Origin of the sequence: Xanthomonas sp. NCPPB 2586, assembly GCF_041475775.2 — a bacterium.
Classification (GTDB): domain Bacteria; phylum Pseudomonadota; class Gammaproteobacteria; order Xanthomonadales; family Xanthomonadaceae; genus Xanthomonas; species Xanthomonas campestris.
Genome location: NZ_CM192981.1, coordinates 2,723,963 through 2,737,879, shown reverse-complemented (window position 1 = coordinate 2,737,879; position 13,917 = coordinate 2,723,963). Strand labels below are relative to the sequence as shown.

Below are 13,917 nucleotides of genomic sequence, written 5' to 3'. Positions count from 1 at the left end.
GCGCACGCATGCTGGCTGCGATGCGTGACCTGCCCTGATGGAGACCGCGATGCTTACGCGTGGGTGTCGATAAGAGCGCACACGCGCAAACAAAAGCCCCGACATCGCTGCCGGGGCTTGAGCGTATTGGCCGCTTTGGAAGCGGCGCTACACAGACGATCCGGACAAAGGGCCAGGATCTACCGTCGGTCGTCGTGGGCCGAACGGGTGTTACGGATGCCGGCAGTCCCCAGACTGCCGGCGATCGCTCCGGCGCACATCGTGCAGCGATGGCGTGGTGGAGCCTTACTGCCGCGGCATCCACGCCGCGGCGACTGCATTACGCGGCCTGCGGCACCTTCAGCGAGCGCACCAGGCCACCGATGTCCACGATCAGCGAGACGCGACCATCGCCGAGGATGGTGGCGCCGGAGACGCCCGGAATCCGGCGGTAGTTGTTCTCGATGTTCTTGACCACGACCTGCTGCTGACCGAGCAGTTCGTCCACTTCCAGCGCGATCTTCTGGCCGTCGCCTTCGACAACCACCACCAGCGATTCCTTGGAGGACTGTTGTCCGCCGAAACCGTAGTAATTGGTGAGCGACAGGATCGGCAGATACTCGCCCCGCACCCGCAGCACCCGGCCGTCGCCGGCCATCGAGCGGACATCTTCCGGCGCCGGCTGCAGCGCTTCGAGCACGTAGGACAGCGGCAGGATCAGGGTTTCACCGGCAACCGACACGGTCATGCCGTCCAGGATGGCCAGGGTCAGCGGCAGACGGATCAGCACGCGAGTCCCGCTGCCGGCGTTGCTTTCCAGCTGCACTTCGCCACCCAGGCCCTGGATGTTGCGACGGACCACGTCCATGCCCACGCCACGACCGGACAGGTCGGTGACGGCATCGGCGGTGGAGAAGCCCGGTGCGAAGATCAAATCCCACACCTGCGAATCAGTCGGGTTGTCCGGCACGGCAATGCCGCGTTCGGCCGCTTTTTCCAGGATCTTGGCGCGATTGAGGCCACGGCCGTCGTCGCTGACTTCGATCACGATGTGACCGCCCTGGTGCGATGCAGCCAGGGTGATGGTGCCGGTTTCATCCTTGCCGGAGGCGCGGCGCGCATCGGGCATTTCCAGACCATGGTCGATCGAGTTGCGCACCAGGTGCACCAACGGATCGGCAATCTTTTCGATCAAGCCCTTGTCCAGTTCCGTGCTTTCGCCAATCGTGCGCAGACGCACCTGCTTGCCGAGGCGGCTGGAGAGGTCGCGCACCAGACGCGGGAAGCGGCGGAACACCGCGTCCACGGGGAGCATGCGCACGCCGATGACTGCTTCCTGCAGATCGCGGGTATTGCGTTCGAGCAGATCCAGGCCGGCAAACAACTGTTCGGCATGCGCCGGGTCCAGGCCGGTGGAGACCTGCTTGAGCATGGCCTGCGTAATCACCAGTTCGCCGACCAGGTTGATCAGCGCATCGACCTTGTCGACGCTGACGCGGATGGAGCTTTCGGCTTCGGCAGCGGCGGCCTTGGCAGGCGTGGCGGCAGCGGCGGCAGCAGGTTCTGCAGCGGCGGTTGTCGCAACCGCGACGGCAGCAGTGCCAGCCGCTTCCACCGCCAGGCTCGGCGGCGGGCCGGGCACCGCCATCGGGCGGATGTCCAGCTCGCAGTCGTCCACGACCCAGGCAAAGGTGTCTTCGATCTTGCTGCGCGGAATCTTGCCGATCAGGCCCAGATCCCAGGCCAGGTAGGCTTCCAGCGGGTCGATGTTCTCAAAGCCCGGCATGCGCTCCAGACGCGCGGCGATCTGCAGCGGACCAAGATGCTCCAGCTCGCGGATGATGCGCAGCGGGTCGTTGCCGCTCATGAACAGCGACGGCGCCGGGGTAAAGCCGATGTGCCAGGCTTCGGGTTCTTCTTCCTTCGGCTTGGCGACGACCACGGCGGCCGGCGCTTCGCCGGCGAGCACCGCGTTCAAGCGGGTGTGCACGGCCTTGACCGCAGCCGGGTCGGCCGGGGTGCCGTGTTCGGCTTCGCGCAACAGGGCGCGCAGCACGTCGACCGAGCCGAGCATGGCATCGACCGCATTGGGTTCGAGCTGGCGCTTGTTGGAGCGCAGCTCGTCCAGCAGCGTTTCCAGCACGTGGGTCAGGCCGGCGACGGCTTCAAAGCCGAAGGTGGCCGCACCGCCCTTGATGGAGTGCGCGGCGCGGAACACCGAGTTGATGATTTCCGGGTCGCGGTTTCCCTCTTCCAGGGACAGCAGCCCGGCCTCCATCGCGTCGAGCCCTTCACGGCTTTCCTCGAAAAAGGTGGCGTGGAAACGTTGCAGGTCCATGCTCATGGGCGTGAAATCCGATCGTGAAACGAGGAAGGGTTAACCCAGGACTTTCTGGACGGTGGCAATCAGCTGTTCGGGATTGAACGGCTTGACCAGCCAACCGGTCGCACCGGCCGCCTTGCCTTCGGATTTCTTGTCGGCTGCCGACTCGGTGGTCAGCATCAGCATGGGAGTGAACTTGTAGTCCGGCAGCTGGCGCAGTTCGCGGATCAGCGAGATGCCATCCATGTTGGGCATGTTCACGTCGGTCACCACCGCATTGAAGCGCTGGCCCTTCGCGCGGCCCAGCGCCACGGCGCCGTCTTCGGCTTCTTCGACGGCAAAGCCGGCAGAGGTGAGGGCGAAAGAGACCATCTGGCGCATCGACGCCGAATCGTCCACCACCAAGATACGTGCGCTCATGCGGCGTTCTCCACAGATTTCAGGTTGTCATTGGATGCGGAAAGTCCGAGCGCGTCAGTGACGCCGAGCAGACGGGCCGCATCTCTAAAAGTGTCGTTGCAGCCATCGAATTCGGTCTGCAGCCCCGCACTGCGGCGGGCCTGCACGAAAGCGCAGAGCAGCTGCACGCTTGCGGTGTGGATGCGCCGGACTTCGCCGGCGTCAAGCACCAGCTCGCCGTCCTGCGTCAGGACTGCAGCCAGTTTTTGCTTGAGGTCGGCGCTGGTCTCGATGCCGAGATCCTCACCCAATATCACTGTGCTCATTGTTGCTCCGAACGGATGGTTCTATGCGTACTAACGGCGGCGGGCGGGAAAGCTTTAACGTTGAATCGGCGCATTGGTGCGCGGCACCATGCGCGCATTAATGCAGCAGGTGGGTGGCGTCGAGCAGGATCATCGGGTGATGGCCCAGGCGCGCCACGCCACGGAACAGGTTGTTGGAAATGCGGCACAGGCGGGCGTTGTCCGGCGGCTCGATCTGGTGATCGGTGAGGCTGGTGACGTCTTCTACCGCCGACACGCGCAGGCCCATGGTTTCGCCGTTCTCTTCCAGCACCACCACGCGGGTGTGCAGGTCCATGTCCACCGGCGATGAGCCCAGGTGGATGCCCAGGTCGATCACCGGCACCACCTGGCCACGCAGGTTCATGATGCCGAGCATGGCGCTGGGCGTACCGCGCAGCGGCAGCAGCGGCACCGGCAATACCACTTCCTGCACCTTGAGCAGTTCCAGCGCATAGGTTTGTTCGCCGCAGCGCAGACGCAGCCAGCGCGTACTGCGCTCGCTGGCACGGCGCTCGGCGTGGATGTGTTCGGCCTGGCCCGGTGCCAGCAGTGCCTGCAGGCCCTGCGGGTAGACCGGCGCAGGCGCAGCACGCGCGGGTGCCGGTGCCGGACGTGCAGGTGCGGGGATGGCCACCGGTGCGGTGTCCAGCCCGAAGGCCGGGTCCGAATCCAGTTCTGCCAGCAGGTCGGCGGCGATCATGTCGGCGCTGGGTTCTGCGCTGGCGAATGCCGGGTCGGCATCCATCTCGGCCATCAGATCTGCAGTGCTCATGAATGGGCTGGGCGCGGCCGTGGCGAAGGCGGGGTCCGCATCCATCTCGGCGAGGAAATCTGCCGCGATATCTGCAGCACTCGGTGCAGCTGCCACCGGCGGGCCGAAGGCGGGGTCTGCATCCATTTCGGCCAGGAAATCGGCGGCGATGTCGGCGGCACTGGGGGCTACCACGCGCGGCGCGAATGCCGGATCGGCATCCATCTCGGCCAGGAAATCCGCCGCGATGTCGTCGGCGCTCGGCGCGGCAACTACCGGCGGGCCGAACGCCGGGTCGGCGTCCATTTCGGCGAGAAAATCGGCGGCGATCGCTTCGGCGCTGAGCACCGGGGCGCTCACCTGCGGTGCTGCAGTGGCCTGCACCGGCGGTTCCGCCAGTGCCATGTCATCGGCCTGCGCGAGGTCTGCCTCGGCAGCCACTGGCGCTGCGCTGGTGACGACGGTGACCGTGGCCACGTCGATCTCGACGCCGGCATCGTGCAGCAGGCCTTCCAGATAATCGTCCAGCTCACCATTGGCGGTGTGGTTGCTCATGCCGCTTGCTCCATCCGCATCGCGTCATCGGCCAGCACCCATTCCAGCGCGCGGCGATACGCGGACAAGCCGCGGCCCTGGTAATCGGTGGTGGTGGCCGGCACGGTGAGGGCGGCGGCGTTGCAGATGCGTGTATCCATCGGCACCGCGTCTTCCCACACCACCGGGCCGTAGGTGGTCTGCATTTCTTTCAGCGTTTCGTTGCCGGCGCGGGTGCGGCGGTCGAACAGGGTGGGCAGGATCGATACCGGCAAATCGCGCCGGCGCGAGCGCTGCACCATGTCGGCGGTGCGCACCATGCTGGCCAAGCCGTGCAAGGCGAGCGGTTCGGCCTGGGTCGGCACCACCACGCGGTCGCAGGCGGCCAGCGCGTTGATCATCAACAGGCCCAGCGTAGGCGGGCAGTCGAGCAGGATGTAGTCGTGCTGGCCGGCATGCCGGGCCATGGCGTTCTGCAGGGCCAGGCCCAGGCCAGGCTGGTTGGCGCTGCGGCGCTCCAGCGTGGCCAGGGCGGCCTGTGCGCACACGTAGGACAGGCCGGGGATGGCGCTTTCGTGCGCCAGGCTGGCCAGGTCACTCGGCGGGGTGCCGAACAGGTCCAGCACGCCGCGCGGCGGCGGGTCCACGGCCACGCCGAACGCGCGGGTGAGTGACGAGTGCGGATCGAGGTCGATCAACAGCACCCGGTGCCCGAGCGCGGCCAGGCCGCGACCCAGTGCCAGCGTCGTGGTGGTCTTGCCCACGCCGCCCTTTTGGTTGGCGATTGCCCAGATACGCATCTCAGTGCACTCCTTCAATTACGGCGGGGACGGAACTTGTGCCGCTTTCGGTGGTGACGGCCGTTTGGCCGCCGTCAGACTTGGGAAGCTTCGGCGCCCCGGCGGCGGTCGCATGGATCTGCGATGGCGGATCGGGTGCGAGTGAGCCAGCCGAGTCAGCGAGGATGATCAACACCACACGCCGGTTCGCATTCCGTCCCGCCTCGGTGCTGTTATCGGCACGTGCGCGGAATTCTCCATAGCCAACCATCGCCAATCGTTGCGGGGCGACGCCTTCATCGGCGAACAGGTGCACCACGCTGGCGGCACGCGCCGCCGACAATTCCCAGTTGGAGGGGAACTGCGCGGTGGCGATGGGCTGGTTGTCGGTATAGCCCTCCACGCGCACGCCGTTGGGGGCATCGCGCAACACTGCCGCCAGGGTGGACAGGGTGCCGCGCGCGCTCCCGGCCAGCAGCGCAGAGCCGGTGACGAACAGGATGTCGCTGTTGATCTCCACCTCGATCCACAGATCGCGGCGGCGGATGGTGATGAGTTGCTTGTCGATCAGCGGCGACAGGGTCTTGTTCAACTGCTGCGCCACCGCATCCATCTGCCGCTGCGCGCGTGCCAGCTGCGCCTGATTGCGCAGCGACACCGGCATGCGCATCTGCGCGGCCATCGACGGCAGGATGGTGGGGTCGGTAGGCCCGTTGGAGGCGGCCATCGGCGCGCCGGCCTTGATCACCGAAGGGCGGTCGTAGTCCGCGCCCAGGCTCTGGGTGTTGCCCAGCTGCACGGGGCTTGCGGCCTTGGAGGAGCCACCGAAGGCGGTGGTCAGCGCCTGCGCCATCACCTTGTACTTGCCTTCGTTGAGCGAGGAGATGGCGTACATGACCACGAAGAACGCCAGCAGCAGCGTCATCAGATCGGCATACGGAATCGCCCACGCTTCGTGGTTGCCATGGTCTTCGTGATGTTTGCGACGGCGGGCCATGACAGGGCTAATGCAAGTAGCCTGCCAATTTCGACTCGATGTTGCGCGGGTTCTCGCCCTGGGCGATGGCGATCAGCCCTTCGATAGCCATTTCGCGCTCGTTGGTGCTGCAGTGGATGACGCTCTTGAGCTTGGCGGCCACCGGCAGGAACAGCAGATTGGCCGAGGCGATGCCATAGATGGTGGCGGTGAACGCGGCAGCGATGCCGTGGCCGAGCATGGACGGGTCGGCCAGGTTCTTCATCACCGCCATCAACCCGAGGACCGCACCGATGATGCCCAGCGTGGGCGCATAGATGCCCATGCCCTCGAACACCTTGGCGGCGGCAAGATCCTGGCGCTCCTGGTTGTCGACCTCGATCTCCAGCATGTGGCGCATGGATTCGGGCTCCACGCCATCCACCAGCATCTGCAGCCCTTTGCGCAGGAAGGCGTCGTCCTGGCGGCCGAGCTGATCTTCCAGGCCCAGCAGGCCCTGGCGGCGGGCAATATTGCTCCACTCCACGATGCGCGCCAGCAGCCGCTCGCGGTCGCTGGCCGGCGGCTGGATCACCCAGCGCACAATCTTGAAGGCGCGCCGGAAAACCGCCGGCGAGGTGTGCAGCAGGATCGCGGCCACGGTGCCGACGATGACGATCACGAAGGCGGCCGGCGACCATAGCGACGAAATGCCGGCACCTTTCAACACGCTGCCGCCCACGATCGCCACGATCGCAAGCACCAGTCCAATGAGGCTGAGTCTGTCCATGGAAGCGGTATCGGCCCAGGCCGGGCGGACTTGATAGATGCGCGCGGTCCAGTGCGCCAGAAAGTTGTCGTTCTGGGTATGGGTCTTCAATTGCCGACTGCGCTGAGAGCGGTAGCGCGGCGGGGGACCGGTCCCTCGGTCGTAACAGGTCTCGATGAACTCGGCGGTGCCTCAGGTCAGCCCTTGCGTTACCGAGGCGGACATGGAAGACACGACCGACGCGGCACTCAAGCCCCTCTCCCGCGGGGAGAGGGGTTGGGGTGAGGGTACGTCCAGGCGCGGACTGTCGATTGTAGGTTTCGGTGAGGGGCGCCATGCGGCCGGGAATCGAATCTTCGGCGCTGCAGACATTGCTTATGACGCGTCATCACGGCACATCCCTGTGATGGCGATAGCAGCCAAGCGGCGTGCGGTTGCCATGTGCTGGAGTGTGCCAACACGCATGTCGATCCTGCTTCTGGCTGAGCTCGGTTGCACATGATGAAGAGCGTTTCGGTGAGCCGCTTGCGCCTGGTTGCGGGCGAGGGCGTTGGGCGGGCCGCGATCAAGTTGCAGCAGCAGGCAGGCTGTACCGTGCCGCGTGCACGCGTGGCGAGCCCGGCCGCCATCGTGGCGCTTGCAACGCCGCGGGCCTGCTGCGCGGCAGAATGCGCTGGCGCATGAGCTGTGCTCCTTAGGGATGGTCTGATCAACGGCGTCGGAGGATGAGCCCAACTACATCGGCCAGGCTGACGGCGCTCAGATCCTCGATTTTTTTGCCGTTTCCGGCGCGTTTACAGGGTGTTGCCTGCGTTACAGGCGCACGCTCCCCATAGCAGGCAATAACTGCTTTCGCTTCATCCACAGGTTTGACAGCGCAAACAGCGTTAGCACCTGCGCGGTGTTCTTCGCCAGGCCGCGATAGCGGACCTTGGTGTAACCGAACTGGCGCTTGATCACCCGGAACGGATGCTCCACCTTCGCACGCACGCTGGCCTTAAAGTGTTCCCAACGCTGTTCCCGAGCACGCTCCCGCTTGTTGCCGATGGCTTGAAGCACCGAACGCTTGGCAGCAATGAAAAATGCAGCCTCGCAGTCCTGCAGTTCTTCGCGCTTATCCGCACCGGTGTAGCCGCTGTCGCCAAACACGCTGTCTTCTTTGCCATGCAGCAATGCGTGCGTCACCGTGACATCGGCGACGTTGGCGGCTGTGCAATGGACGTGGTGCACCAACCCGGAAAATTCATCCACGCCGATGTGCGCCTTCATCCCGAAATACCACTGATTGCCCTTCTTGGTCTGACGCATCTCAGGGTCGCGCGCATGGTCGGTGTTCTTGGTCGAACTGGGCGCCGCGATCAGCGTCGCATCGACGATCGTGCCCGACCGCAGGCTCTGGCCCTTGCGCGCCAGATGCGCGTTGACCGCTTCCAGCATCCGCGCGGCAAGGCCATGGGTCTCCAACAGGCGGCGAAAGTTGAGAATCGTGGTCTCGTCCGGAACGTTGTCCAAGCCACCGAGCTGAGCAAAGCGCCGCAAGGTCGGGATCTCGTGCAGTGCTTCTTCCATCGCCGGATCGCTCAACGCATACCACTGCTGCAGCAGATGAATCCGCAACATCGTCGCCAGTGCGTACGGCTGCCGACCTGGCCGGCCCGACACGGGATAGTGCGGCGCGACCAGCCCGAGCAATTGCTGCCACGGGACGACCTGCTCCATCTCGGCCAGGAAGATCTCCCGGCGGGTCTGCTTGCGCTTGCCCAGGCCCTCAGCGTCACCGAACGTCAGTTGCATGGATCACTCCTCAACATCAGGCGGGTAGTGTCGCGTATCTGTGGTGCGTTGTTCAGAGGTTCCTTAGGCGTCCACTGCATTAGAACGATCTAATCGCATCCGCGCAGAGGGGAGAGAAGAGCAGGGAAACCGGACGCCGCAATGGTGCCGGATATTTTTGCATGACTTCGCGCGGTGTTCTTGTCCGGTCGTTGGATCGATACAAAGCCGCGGAGGCCGATCAATCTTTGGGAGAGCACGATCGAAATGAACTGCATGCCATTCGCACGCAACCACAGCACGCTATACGCCGGTATCGCCATCGCCTTGTTCGCGAGCGCCGCCTCCACCAGCGTCTCCGCCCAGCAGGCTGACGGCACGCCGGCGCCGACGGGCCAGGCCACGTTGCAGGCCACGGACCTGGACGCGGTGACGGTGACCGGCTACCGCTACGCGATCGAAAAAAGTCTGGAGCAAAAGCGCAACGCCAACGCCGTGGTCGATGTGATCACTGCCGAGGACGTGGGCAAATTCCCCGACAAGAACGTGGCCGATGCGCTGCAGCGCGTGCCCGGCGTGGTCATCAGCCGCGACGGCGGCGAAGGCAAGAACGTCAGTGTGCGCGGCCTGTCCTCGGAGCTGGTGCTGACCGAATTGAACGGCAACTACATCGCCACCGCCGAGTCCAACGGCGACCCGACGCGCTCGTTCAACTACACGCTGCTGCCGTCGAACCTGCTCGGCAGCGCGGAGCTGTACAAGACCCCGGAAGCGCGCATCGACGAAGGCGGCATCGGCGGCACGGTGATCCTGCAGACGCGGCGCCCGCTGGAACTGGAGCCCAATTCCGGCTTCGTCTCCGCTGAGGGCACCTGGTCCGATACCAGCAAGAAGACCGACGGCCAGTTCTCCGGTTCGTACGCGTGGCACGACAAGGACAACCGCTTCGGTGTCTTCGTTGGCTACACGCAGCAGAAGCGCACCGCACGCACGCTCAATGCCAGTACCGAAAGCTGGCAGTGGTACGGCCGCGACGAAGTCGGCCCGGCGGTGGACGTGAACGGAAATCCGTCGGACTTCAACGCCAATTGGTGGGGCGGTACCGGTTTCTGGAACCAGGACGGCAAGTACTCCACCGGTTTCATGATGCCGACGGCGGTCAGCCTGGACGCCAAACGCGAGGAGCGCGAGCGCAAGGGCGGGCAGCTGACCTTGCAGTTCAAGCCGACCGACGACCTGACGCTGACCGCGAACTACTTCCGCTTCGACCTGTCGCAGGACTCGCAGACCAATACCATCAAGATTCCCGAGTGGAACATTGCCCGCTATAACGGCGACGGCAACTGGCGCGGCGGCCGTCTGCTCGACGGGCTGCAGTTCGATCCCAGCGGCACGATTGTCACTGGCGCCGCCTACAGCCTGCGTCCGGGCAAGACCTACTATTGCAGCGAGGCCCAGGCCGCCGCAGCCGGACTGCCGCCGGGCGGCTGGGGCTCGGATGACTGCACGGTGCCGACGCCACAGATCACCGGCAGCTACAACATCGAGAAATCGCAGTCGCAGACGGTGGACCTGGGCGGCGAATGGCGTGGCGAGCAGGTAGACGTGGCGTTCAAGGCGGGCCGCACCTGGGCCAAGGGCGGGCCGGAGCTGCAGTTCTCCTTGCCGATCAAGCCGCGCCTGCAGAACGCCGATGGCAGCTGGACCAACGGCAACTTCGCCAGCGCCTGGGACCTGACCGGCACGCCATCCATGACGTTCTCGCCGCAGCTGATGCAGAACCTGCGCGACTGCATCCTGCAGGTCGACCTGGGCTCGACCGGCTCATCCTGGACCCGCAACACCAATCAGCAGCAGTACGCGCAGATCGATACCACCTGGCATTTCGACGGCGAGGTCTTCGACTCGCTGCAGTTCGGCATTAAACGTCGCGACGGCGGCATCCACCGCAGTACCGGCAACAACTACTGGGTGTGCCCGGGCACTGACCCGAGCGACTACGACAACCGCTACTGGAACGGGCGCTGCAATGCCATCGCCACCCAGTTCTCGCCGGGCCTGCTGTTCGCGCAGGACAACCTGGCCGGTGGCGTCAACGCCAGCGCGTTCCCGGCGATCAACTTCCCGTGCTACATCGGCTACTTGAATCAAACCTACGGCGCGATGCAGACCCGCAGCGAAGACAACTTCGTCTACAACGTCGACGAGGAGATCTATTCCACCTACCTGCAACTCAACTTCCACACCGAGCGGCTGCGTGGCAACGTCGGCGTGCGGGTGGCGCGCACCGGCCAGCGTGCCGATTCCACCGACAAGGTGACCGCCTACAACGACTACTTCTTCGATGCCGCCGACGGCAATCCGCTGGCCTGCCAGCAGGGCGCCGCCATGCCCGGCGGCGCCCCGGCCGACACCTATTGCGGGACCGAAGGCTACTGGCGTTTGTCCGACAGCGTGCAACGCACAGAGTCGTTCGTGGTCAGCGGGCTGGACCGCAACTACACCGACGTGCTGCCGAGTTTCAACCTGGCCTACGACCTGACCGAGAACCTGCTGCTGCGCGCGGCAGCCGCGAAGGTGATCGCACGTCCCAGCTACAACGACATCGCCGCGCCTGGCAGCCTGGAGTTCTACAGTCCCGAGTACGTGGCCGACCGGCGCCTGACCGGCGGTGCCAGCGAGCAGGGCTGGTACGGCTCGGGCAGCAACAAGAACCTGGAGCCATACAAGGCCAACCAGTTCGACCTGGGGCTGGAATGGTATTTCCACCCGGGTTCGGTAGCGGGTGTGGGACTGTTCCGCAAGAACGTGGAGAACTTTGCGGTCGACGTGATCAGCGACGTCAACATGATGGTCGACGGGCAACCGGTCACGGTGCAGAACTACAGCACCCAGGCTGGCGGCCAGGACGCGGTCTCGCAGGGTGTGGAGCTCTACGCCCAGCACACGCTGCCGTTCGGTCTCGGTGTGCAGTTCAACTACACCTACAACGATGCCAGCAAGGCGGCGGTGCGGCTGGAGGACGGCACCGAGGCCGGCAAGACCTCCATGCCGGGCAGCGCCAGAAACCAGACCAACCTCACCGTGTTCTACGAGACCGACAGCCTGCTGCTGCGCGCCTCGTACAACCGTCGCGGTGAGCTGGTGCAAGGCCTGGTCAACGGGTTGAACGTCTTCGAGGAGCCGTACTACCAGGTCGATCTGAACGCGGCATACAACATCACCCCGGCGCTCAGCCTCACCGCCTCGGTGCTGAACCTGACCAAGCAGGAGTCCCGCTCGGACCTTGGCGACGACACCCGCGCCCGCTTCTATACCGGCGGATACGCAGGCCGGCTGGCGTACCTGGGGCTGACCTACAAGTTCTAGGCCCTGGTGGGTCGCGCCCATGCCTGCCACATGGCGGTATGGGCGCGATGGTTTGGCGACGGCCGGGTTGCAGTGGAAGTGAACCTGGAATCGTTATTTCTACACCCTAATGGATACTTCCCTGGCCGCCTGGTGTGTATCCGCAACGGGGCGCGGGGTCACGACCGGGCGATAGGTGCGCGATCCGGCTAGGGTCGGCTTATCATCCACGTTTCAAGGTCGAACAGTACATACAGGGGAAAACATGAAAAGGATGTTCGCGATGGCCGCGCTTGTGGGGTGCGGCAGTCTGTCGGCAGCGCCGTTGCCGCTCACCACTCCGTGCACATTGGAAGAGGGATCAACCCTCCCGATCAATTTTGCAGGTCACGACACGGTGGCGGTCTACAGCGCCTTGAAGTCGATACCGGCCAAGGACGAGTTTGAGACTGCGGCGGATCACGCCTCACGTGTCAAAAGCGCTGTCGCTGCACTCCCAACGGCCATCGCCACGGGACAACTGTGCGCGGGAAGCATGGTGATCAACCCATTGTTTGACTCGTGGAAGTACAACGCAGAGAAACGCCAGTACGAGGGGACGGATCTGTACATCCAGATGCATCGTGTCAGTGGCTACTACGCACCGATCTACGGCAAAGAGACGAAGCGCCGCGAAAGCTCGTACATGGGAACCAACGCCTATGGTGTGACCGCGCGCGTACCCAAGGTTGAGCGAACCACATACCAGGTTGCACTGCCTCGCAACGCGCTCACCGATGCGGCGTCTGACGTTCCTGGCTTGAATGTGGGCAAAGAGACGATTGCGGCCATTCTTCCTATGGAGCCTGACGATGCGCGCGCGCATAAAGGGCGCCTTACGGAAATCTACCAGTACGAAGTTGTTCCGCCCCTCATTTCGCAGGACACCGAGCGGGAATACCCGACCTTTGATCTGCCGACGCATTACGAGAACGAGCAGCACTTCATTGAAGGGCGCTTGATAAAAATTGCGGTGGTTGATGTCAAGACGGGCACCGTCCTTAAGGTGTACGAACTGGGCAACGATCAGTGACGTTCAAGCTCGTGGACGTGGAAGAGTTGATCGCACAGGCCAAGATGTCTGGCGTGAGCAAGATCAGCGTGGATGTCCCATTGCTTGCGTCCTACTCCCAAGAGGCGTGTATTTCGCAAACGCAGTGGATGGCCGGCCCTCACTTCAACAAGAACTACGCGTGGCTGCACGTGGACGCAGAGGGCGTGCCGTTTTACGCCGGGTATGGTCGCGGGGCGTTTGCGTGGCAGAAGAACGGTGGCGTAGCCTGGGAATGGTTTGTTCGTGAGCGGCTGGGCGGAGAGTACCGCGTGGTGGTGTTGGCCGTTGGCATGTCGGAGGCTCACGCCCAAAGCATTTTTGAACAGATGTTGGAGACCTACAACAAACGGCTGCTCAATCAATCAAGCTTCAACCGAGGCATGGACTACGCGGCGCTCAAGGAAGAGAACGATAAAAAAGACGCCATCCGACCGTATTACCCAATCGTACGCAGCAAAAAGCCAGCTGCAATGATCTTCCAAGCCGCACTGACGGCCCAGAATATGCAGTACGCCCTCAACCCCTACCGGACCGAAACAGGCCGGTTTGGGGAGGTCTTGCGGGATATGGACGCATACCAGCCTATCAATACGTCGTTCATTACGTTCATTGTTGAGTGGCACATTGGACAGGACGACCTGGATGGAGCACGGGAGGCGTTGGCCGAGTTCAAGCGTCGTGCGCCCCGGCACAACGGCCACGATAGAATTACTCGGCTCGATAAGCTTGTTGAACATGGGCCTTTCTACCGTCGCCCAGGCTGGCTTGATATAACATAAGAGCTGGGGGAAATAACGGTTCCAGGTTCAGTTCCACGGCAGCCTGACCGTCGCCAAACTATCGCGACCGTGCCTGCGCGCGTAGCGG

Annotated in this window: 11 protein-coding genes; 3 read left to right on the top strand and 8 right to left on the bottom strand. The window is 64.0% G+C overall.

Annotation, left to right across the window (positions count from 1 at the left end):
* Nucleotides 1-319 precede the first annotated feature (319 nt).
* The 8 genes from ACCQ09_RS11710 to ACCQ09_RS11675 form a co-directional block, all read right to left on the bottom strand.
* Nucleotides 320-2,323 (bottom strand): chemotaxis protein CheA, encoded by a 2,004-nt coding sequence (locus ACCQ09_RS11710; protein ID WP_011037054.1) that lies wholly within the window; start codon nt 2,321-2,323, stop codon nt 320-322.
* 33 nt (nt 2,324-2,356) lie between these two features.
* The gene (locus tag ACCQ09_RS11705) at nt 2,357-2,722 is read right to left on the bottom strand and encodes a response regulator (protein ID WP_002806565.1); all 366 of its coding nucleotides are present in this window, start codon (nt 2,720-2,722) and stop codon (nt 2,357-2,359) included.
* Entirely contained in the window at nt 2,719-3,027 is a 309-nt protein-coding gene (locus tag ACCQ09_RS11700; protein WP_011037055.1) for an STAS domain-containing protein, read from the bottom strand. The genes ACCQ09_RS11705 and ACCQ09_RS11700 overlap by 4 nt, the downstream gene beginning before the upstream one ends.
* 97 nt (nt 3,028-3,124) lie before the next feature.
* Complete coding sequence (locus ACCQ09_RS11695) at nt 3,125-4,354, bottom strand: chemotaxis protein CheW (RefSeq protein ID WP_040941351.1); 1,230 nt, start codon at nt 4,352-4,354, stop codon at nt 3,125-3,127.
* Complete coding sequence (locus tag ACCQ09_RS11690; RefSeq protein ID WP_011269794.1) at nt 4,351-5,133, bottom strand: ParA family protein; 783 nt, start codon at nt 5,131-5,133, stop codon at nt 4,351-4,353. Before ACCQ09_RS11690 ends, ACCQ09_RS11695 begins: the two co-directional genes overlap by 4 nt.
* Nucleotide 5,134: 1 nt before the next feature.
* The gene (gene motD / locus ACCQ09_RS11685) at nt 5,135-6,109 is read right to left on the bottom strand and encodes a flagellar motor protein MotD (RefSeq protein WP_012438310.1); all 975 of its coding nucleotides are present in this window, start codon (nt 6,107-6,109) and stop codon (nt 5,135-5,137) included.
* A 7-nt stretch (nt 6,110-6,116) separates the two neighbouring features.
* Nucleotides 6,117-6,857 (bottom strand): flagellar motor protein, encoded by a 741-nt coding sequence (locus ACCQ09_RS11680; protein ID WP_012438311.1) that lies wholly within the window; start codon nt 6,855-6,857, stop codon nt 6,117-6,119.
* A 792-nt stretch (nt 6,858-7,649) separates the two neighbouring features.
* Nucleotides 7,650-8,630 carry an IS5-like element IS1646 family transposase gene (locus ACCQ09_RS11675; protein ID WP_011037607.1) on the bottom strand — a complete coding sequence of 327 codons (981 nt, stop codon included), beginning with the start codon at nt 8,628-8,630 and terminating at the stop codon, nt 7,650-7,652.
* Nucleotides 8,631-8,876: 246 nt separating this feature from the next.
* Between ACCQ09_RS11675 and ACCQ09_RS11670 the strand changes: the two genes are divergently transcribed.
* The 3 genes from ACCQ09_RS11670 (at nt 8,877) to ACCQ09_RS11660 (ending at nt 13,829) form a co-directional block, all read left to right on the top strand.
* Nucleotides 8,877-11,978: a TonB-dependent receptor gene (locus tag ACCQ09_RS11670; protein WP_040941349.1), complete on the top strand. Its 3,102-nt coding sequence runs from the start codon at nt 8,877-8,879 to the stop codon at nt 11,976-11,978.
* A gap of 262 nt (nt 11,979-12,240) precedes the next feature.
* Nucleotides 12,241-13,029, top strand: coding sequence for a hypothetical protein (locus tag ACCQ09_RS11665; protein WP_162277127.1), 789 nt, complete (start codon nt 12,241-12,243; stop codon nt 13,027-13,029).
* Nucleotides 13,026-13,829, top strand: a complete 804-nt coding sequence (locus tag ACCQ09_RS11660) for a hypothetical protein (protein ID WP_040941348.1) — start codon at nt 13,026-13,028, stop codon at nt 13,827-13,829. Before ACCQ09_RS11665 ends, ACCQ09_RS11660 begins: the two co-directional genes overlap by 4 nt.
* Nucleotides 13,830-13,917: the final 88 nt, after the last annotated feature.

Coding starts and splice junctions, on each gene's coding strand:
- ACCQ09_RS11710 (WP_011037054.1), bottom strand. CDS start 2,323: ATGAGCATGGACCTGCAACGTTTCCACGCCACCTTTTTCGAGGAAAGC.
- ACCQ09_RS11705 (WP_002806565.1), bottom strand. CDS start 2,722: ATGAGCGCACGTATCTTGGTGGTGGACGATTCGGCGTCGATGCGCCAG.
- ACCQ09_RS11700 (WP_011037055.1), bottom strand. CDS start 3,027: ATGAGCACAGTGATATTGGGTGAGGATCTCGGCATCGAGACCAGCGCC.
- ACCQ09_RS11695 (WP_040941351.1), bottom strand. CDS start 4,354: ATGAGCAACCACACCGCCAATGGTGAGCTGGACGATTATCTGGAAGGC.
- ACCQ09_RS11690 (WP_011269794.1), bottom strand. CDS start 5,133: ATGCGTATCTGGGCAATCGCCAACCAAAAGGGCGGCGTGGGCAAGACC.
- motD (WP_012438310.1), bottom strand. CDS start 6,109: ATGGCCCGCCGTCGCAAACATCACGAAGACCATGGCAACCACGAAGCG.
- ACCQ09_RS11680 (WP_012438311.1), bottom strand. CDS start 6,857: ATGGACAGACTCAGCCTCATTGGACTGGTGCTTGCGATCGTGGCGATC.
- ACCQ09_RS11675 (WP_011037607.1), bottom strand. CDS start 8,630: ATGCAACTGACGTTCGGTGACGCTGAGGGCCTGGGCAAGCGCAAGCAG.
- ACCQ09_RS11670 (WP_040941349.1), top strand. CDS start 8,877: ATGAACTGCATGCCATTCGCACGCAACCACAGCACGCTATACGCCGGT.
- ACCQ09_RS11665 (WP_162277127.1), top strand. CDS start 12,241: ATGGCCGCGCTTGTGGGGTGCGGCAGTCTGTCGGCAGCGCCGTTGCCG.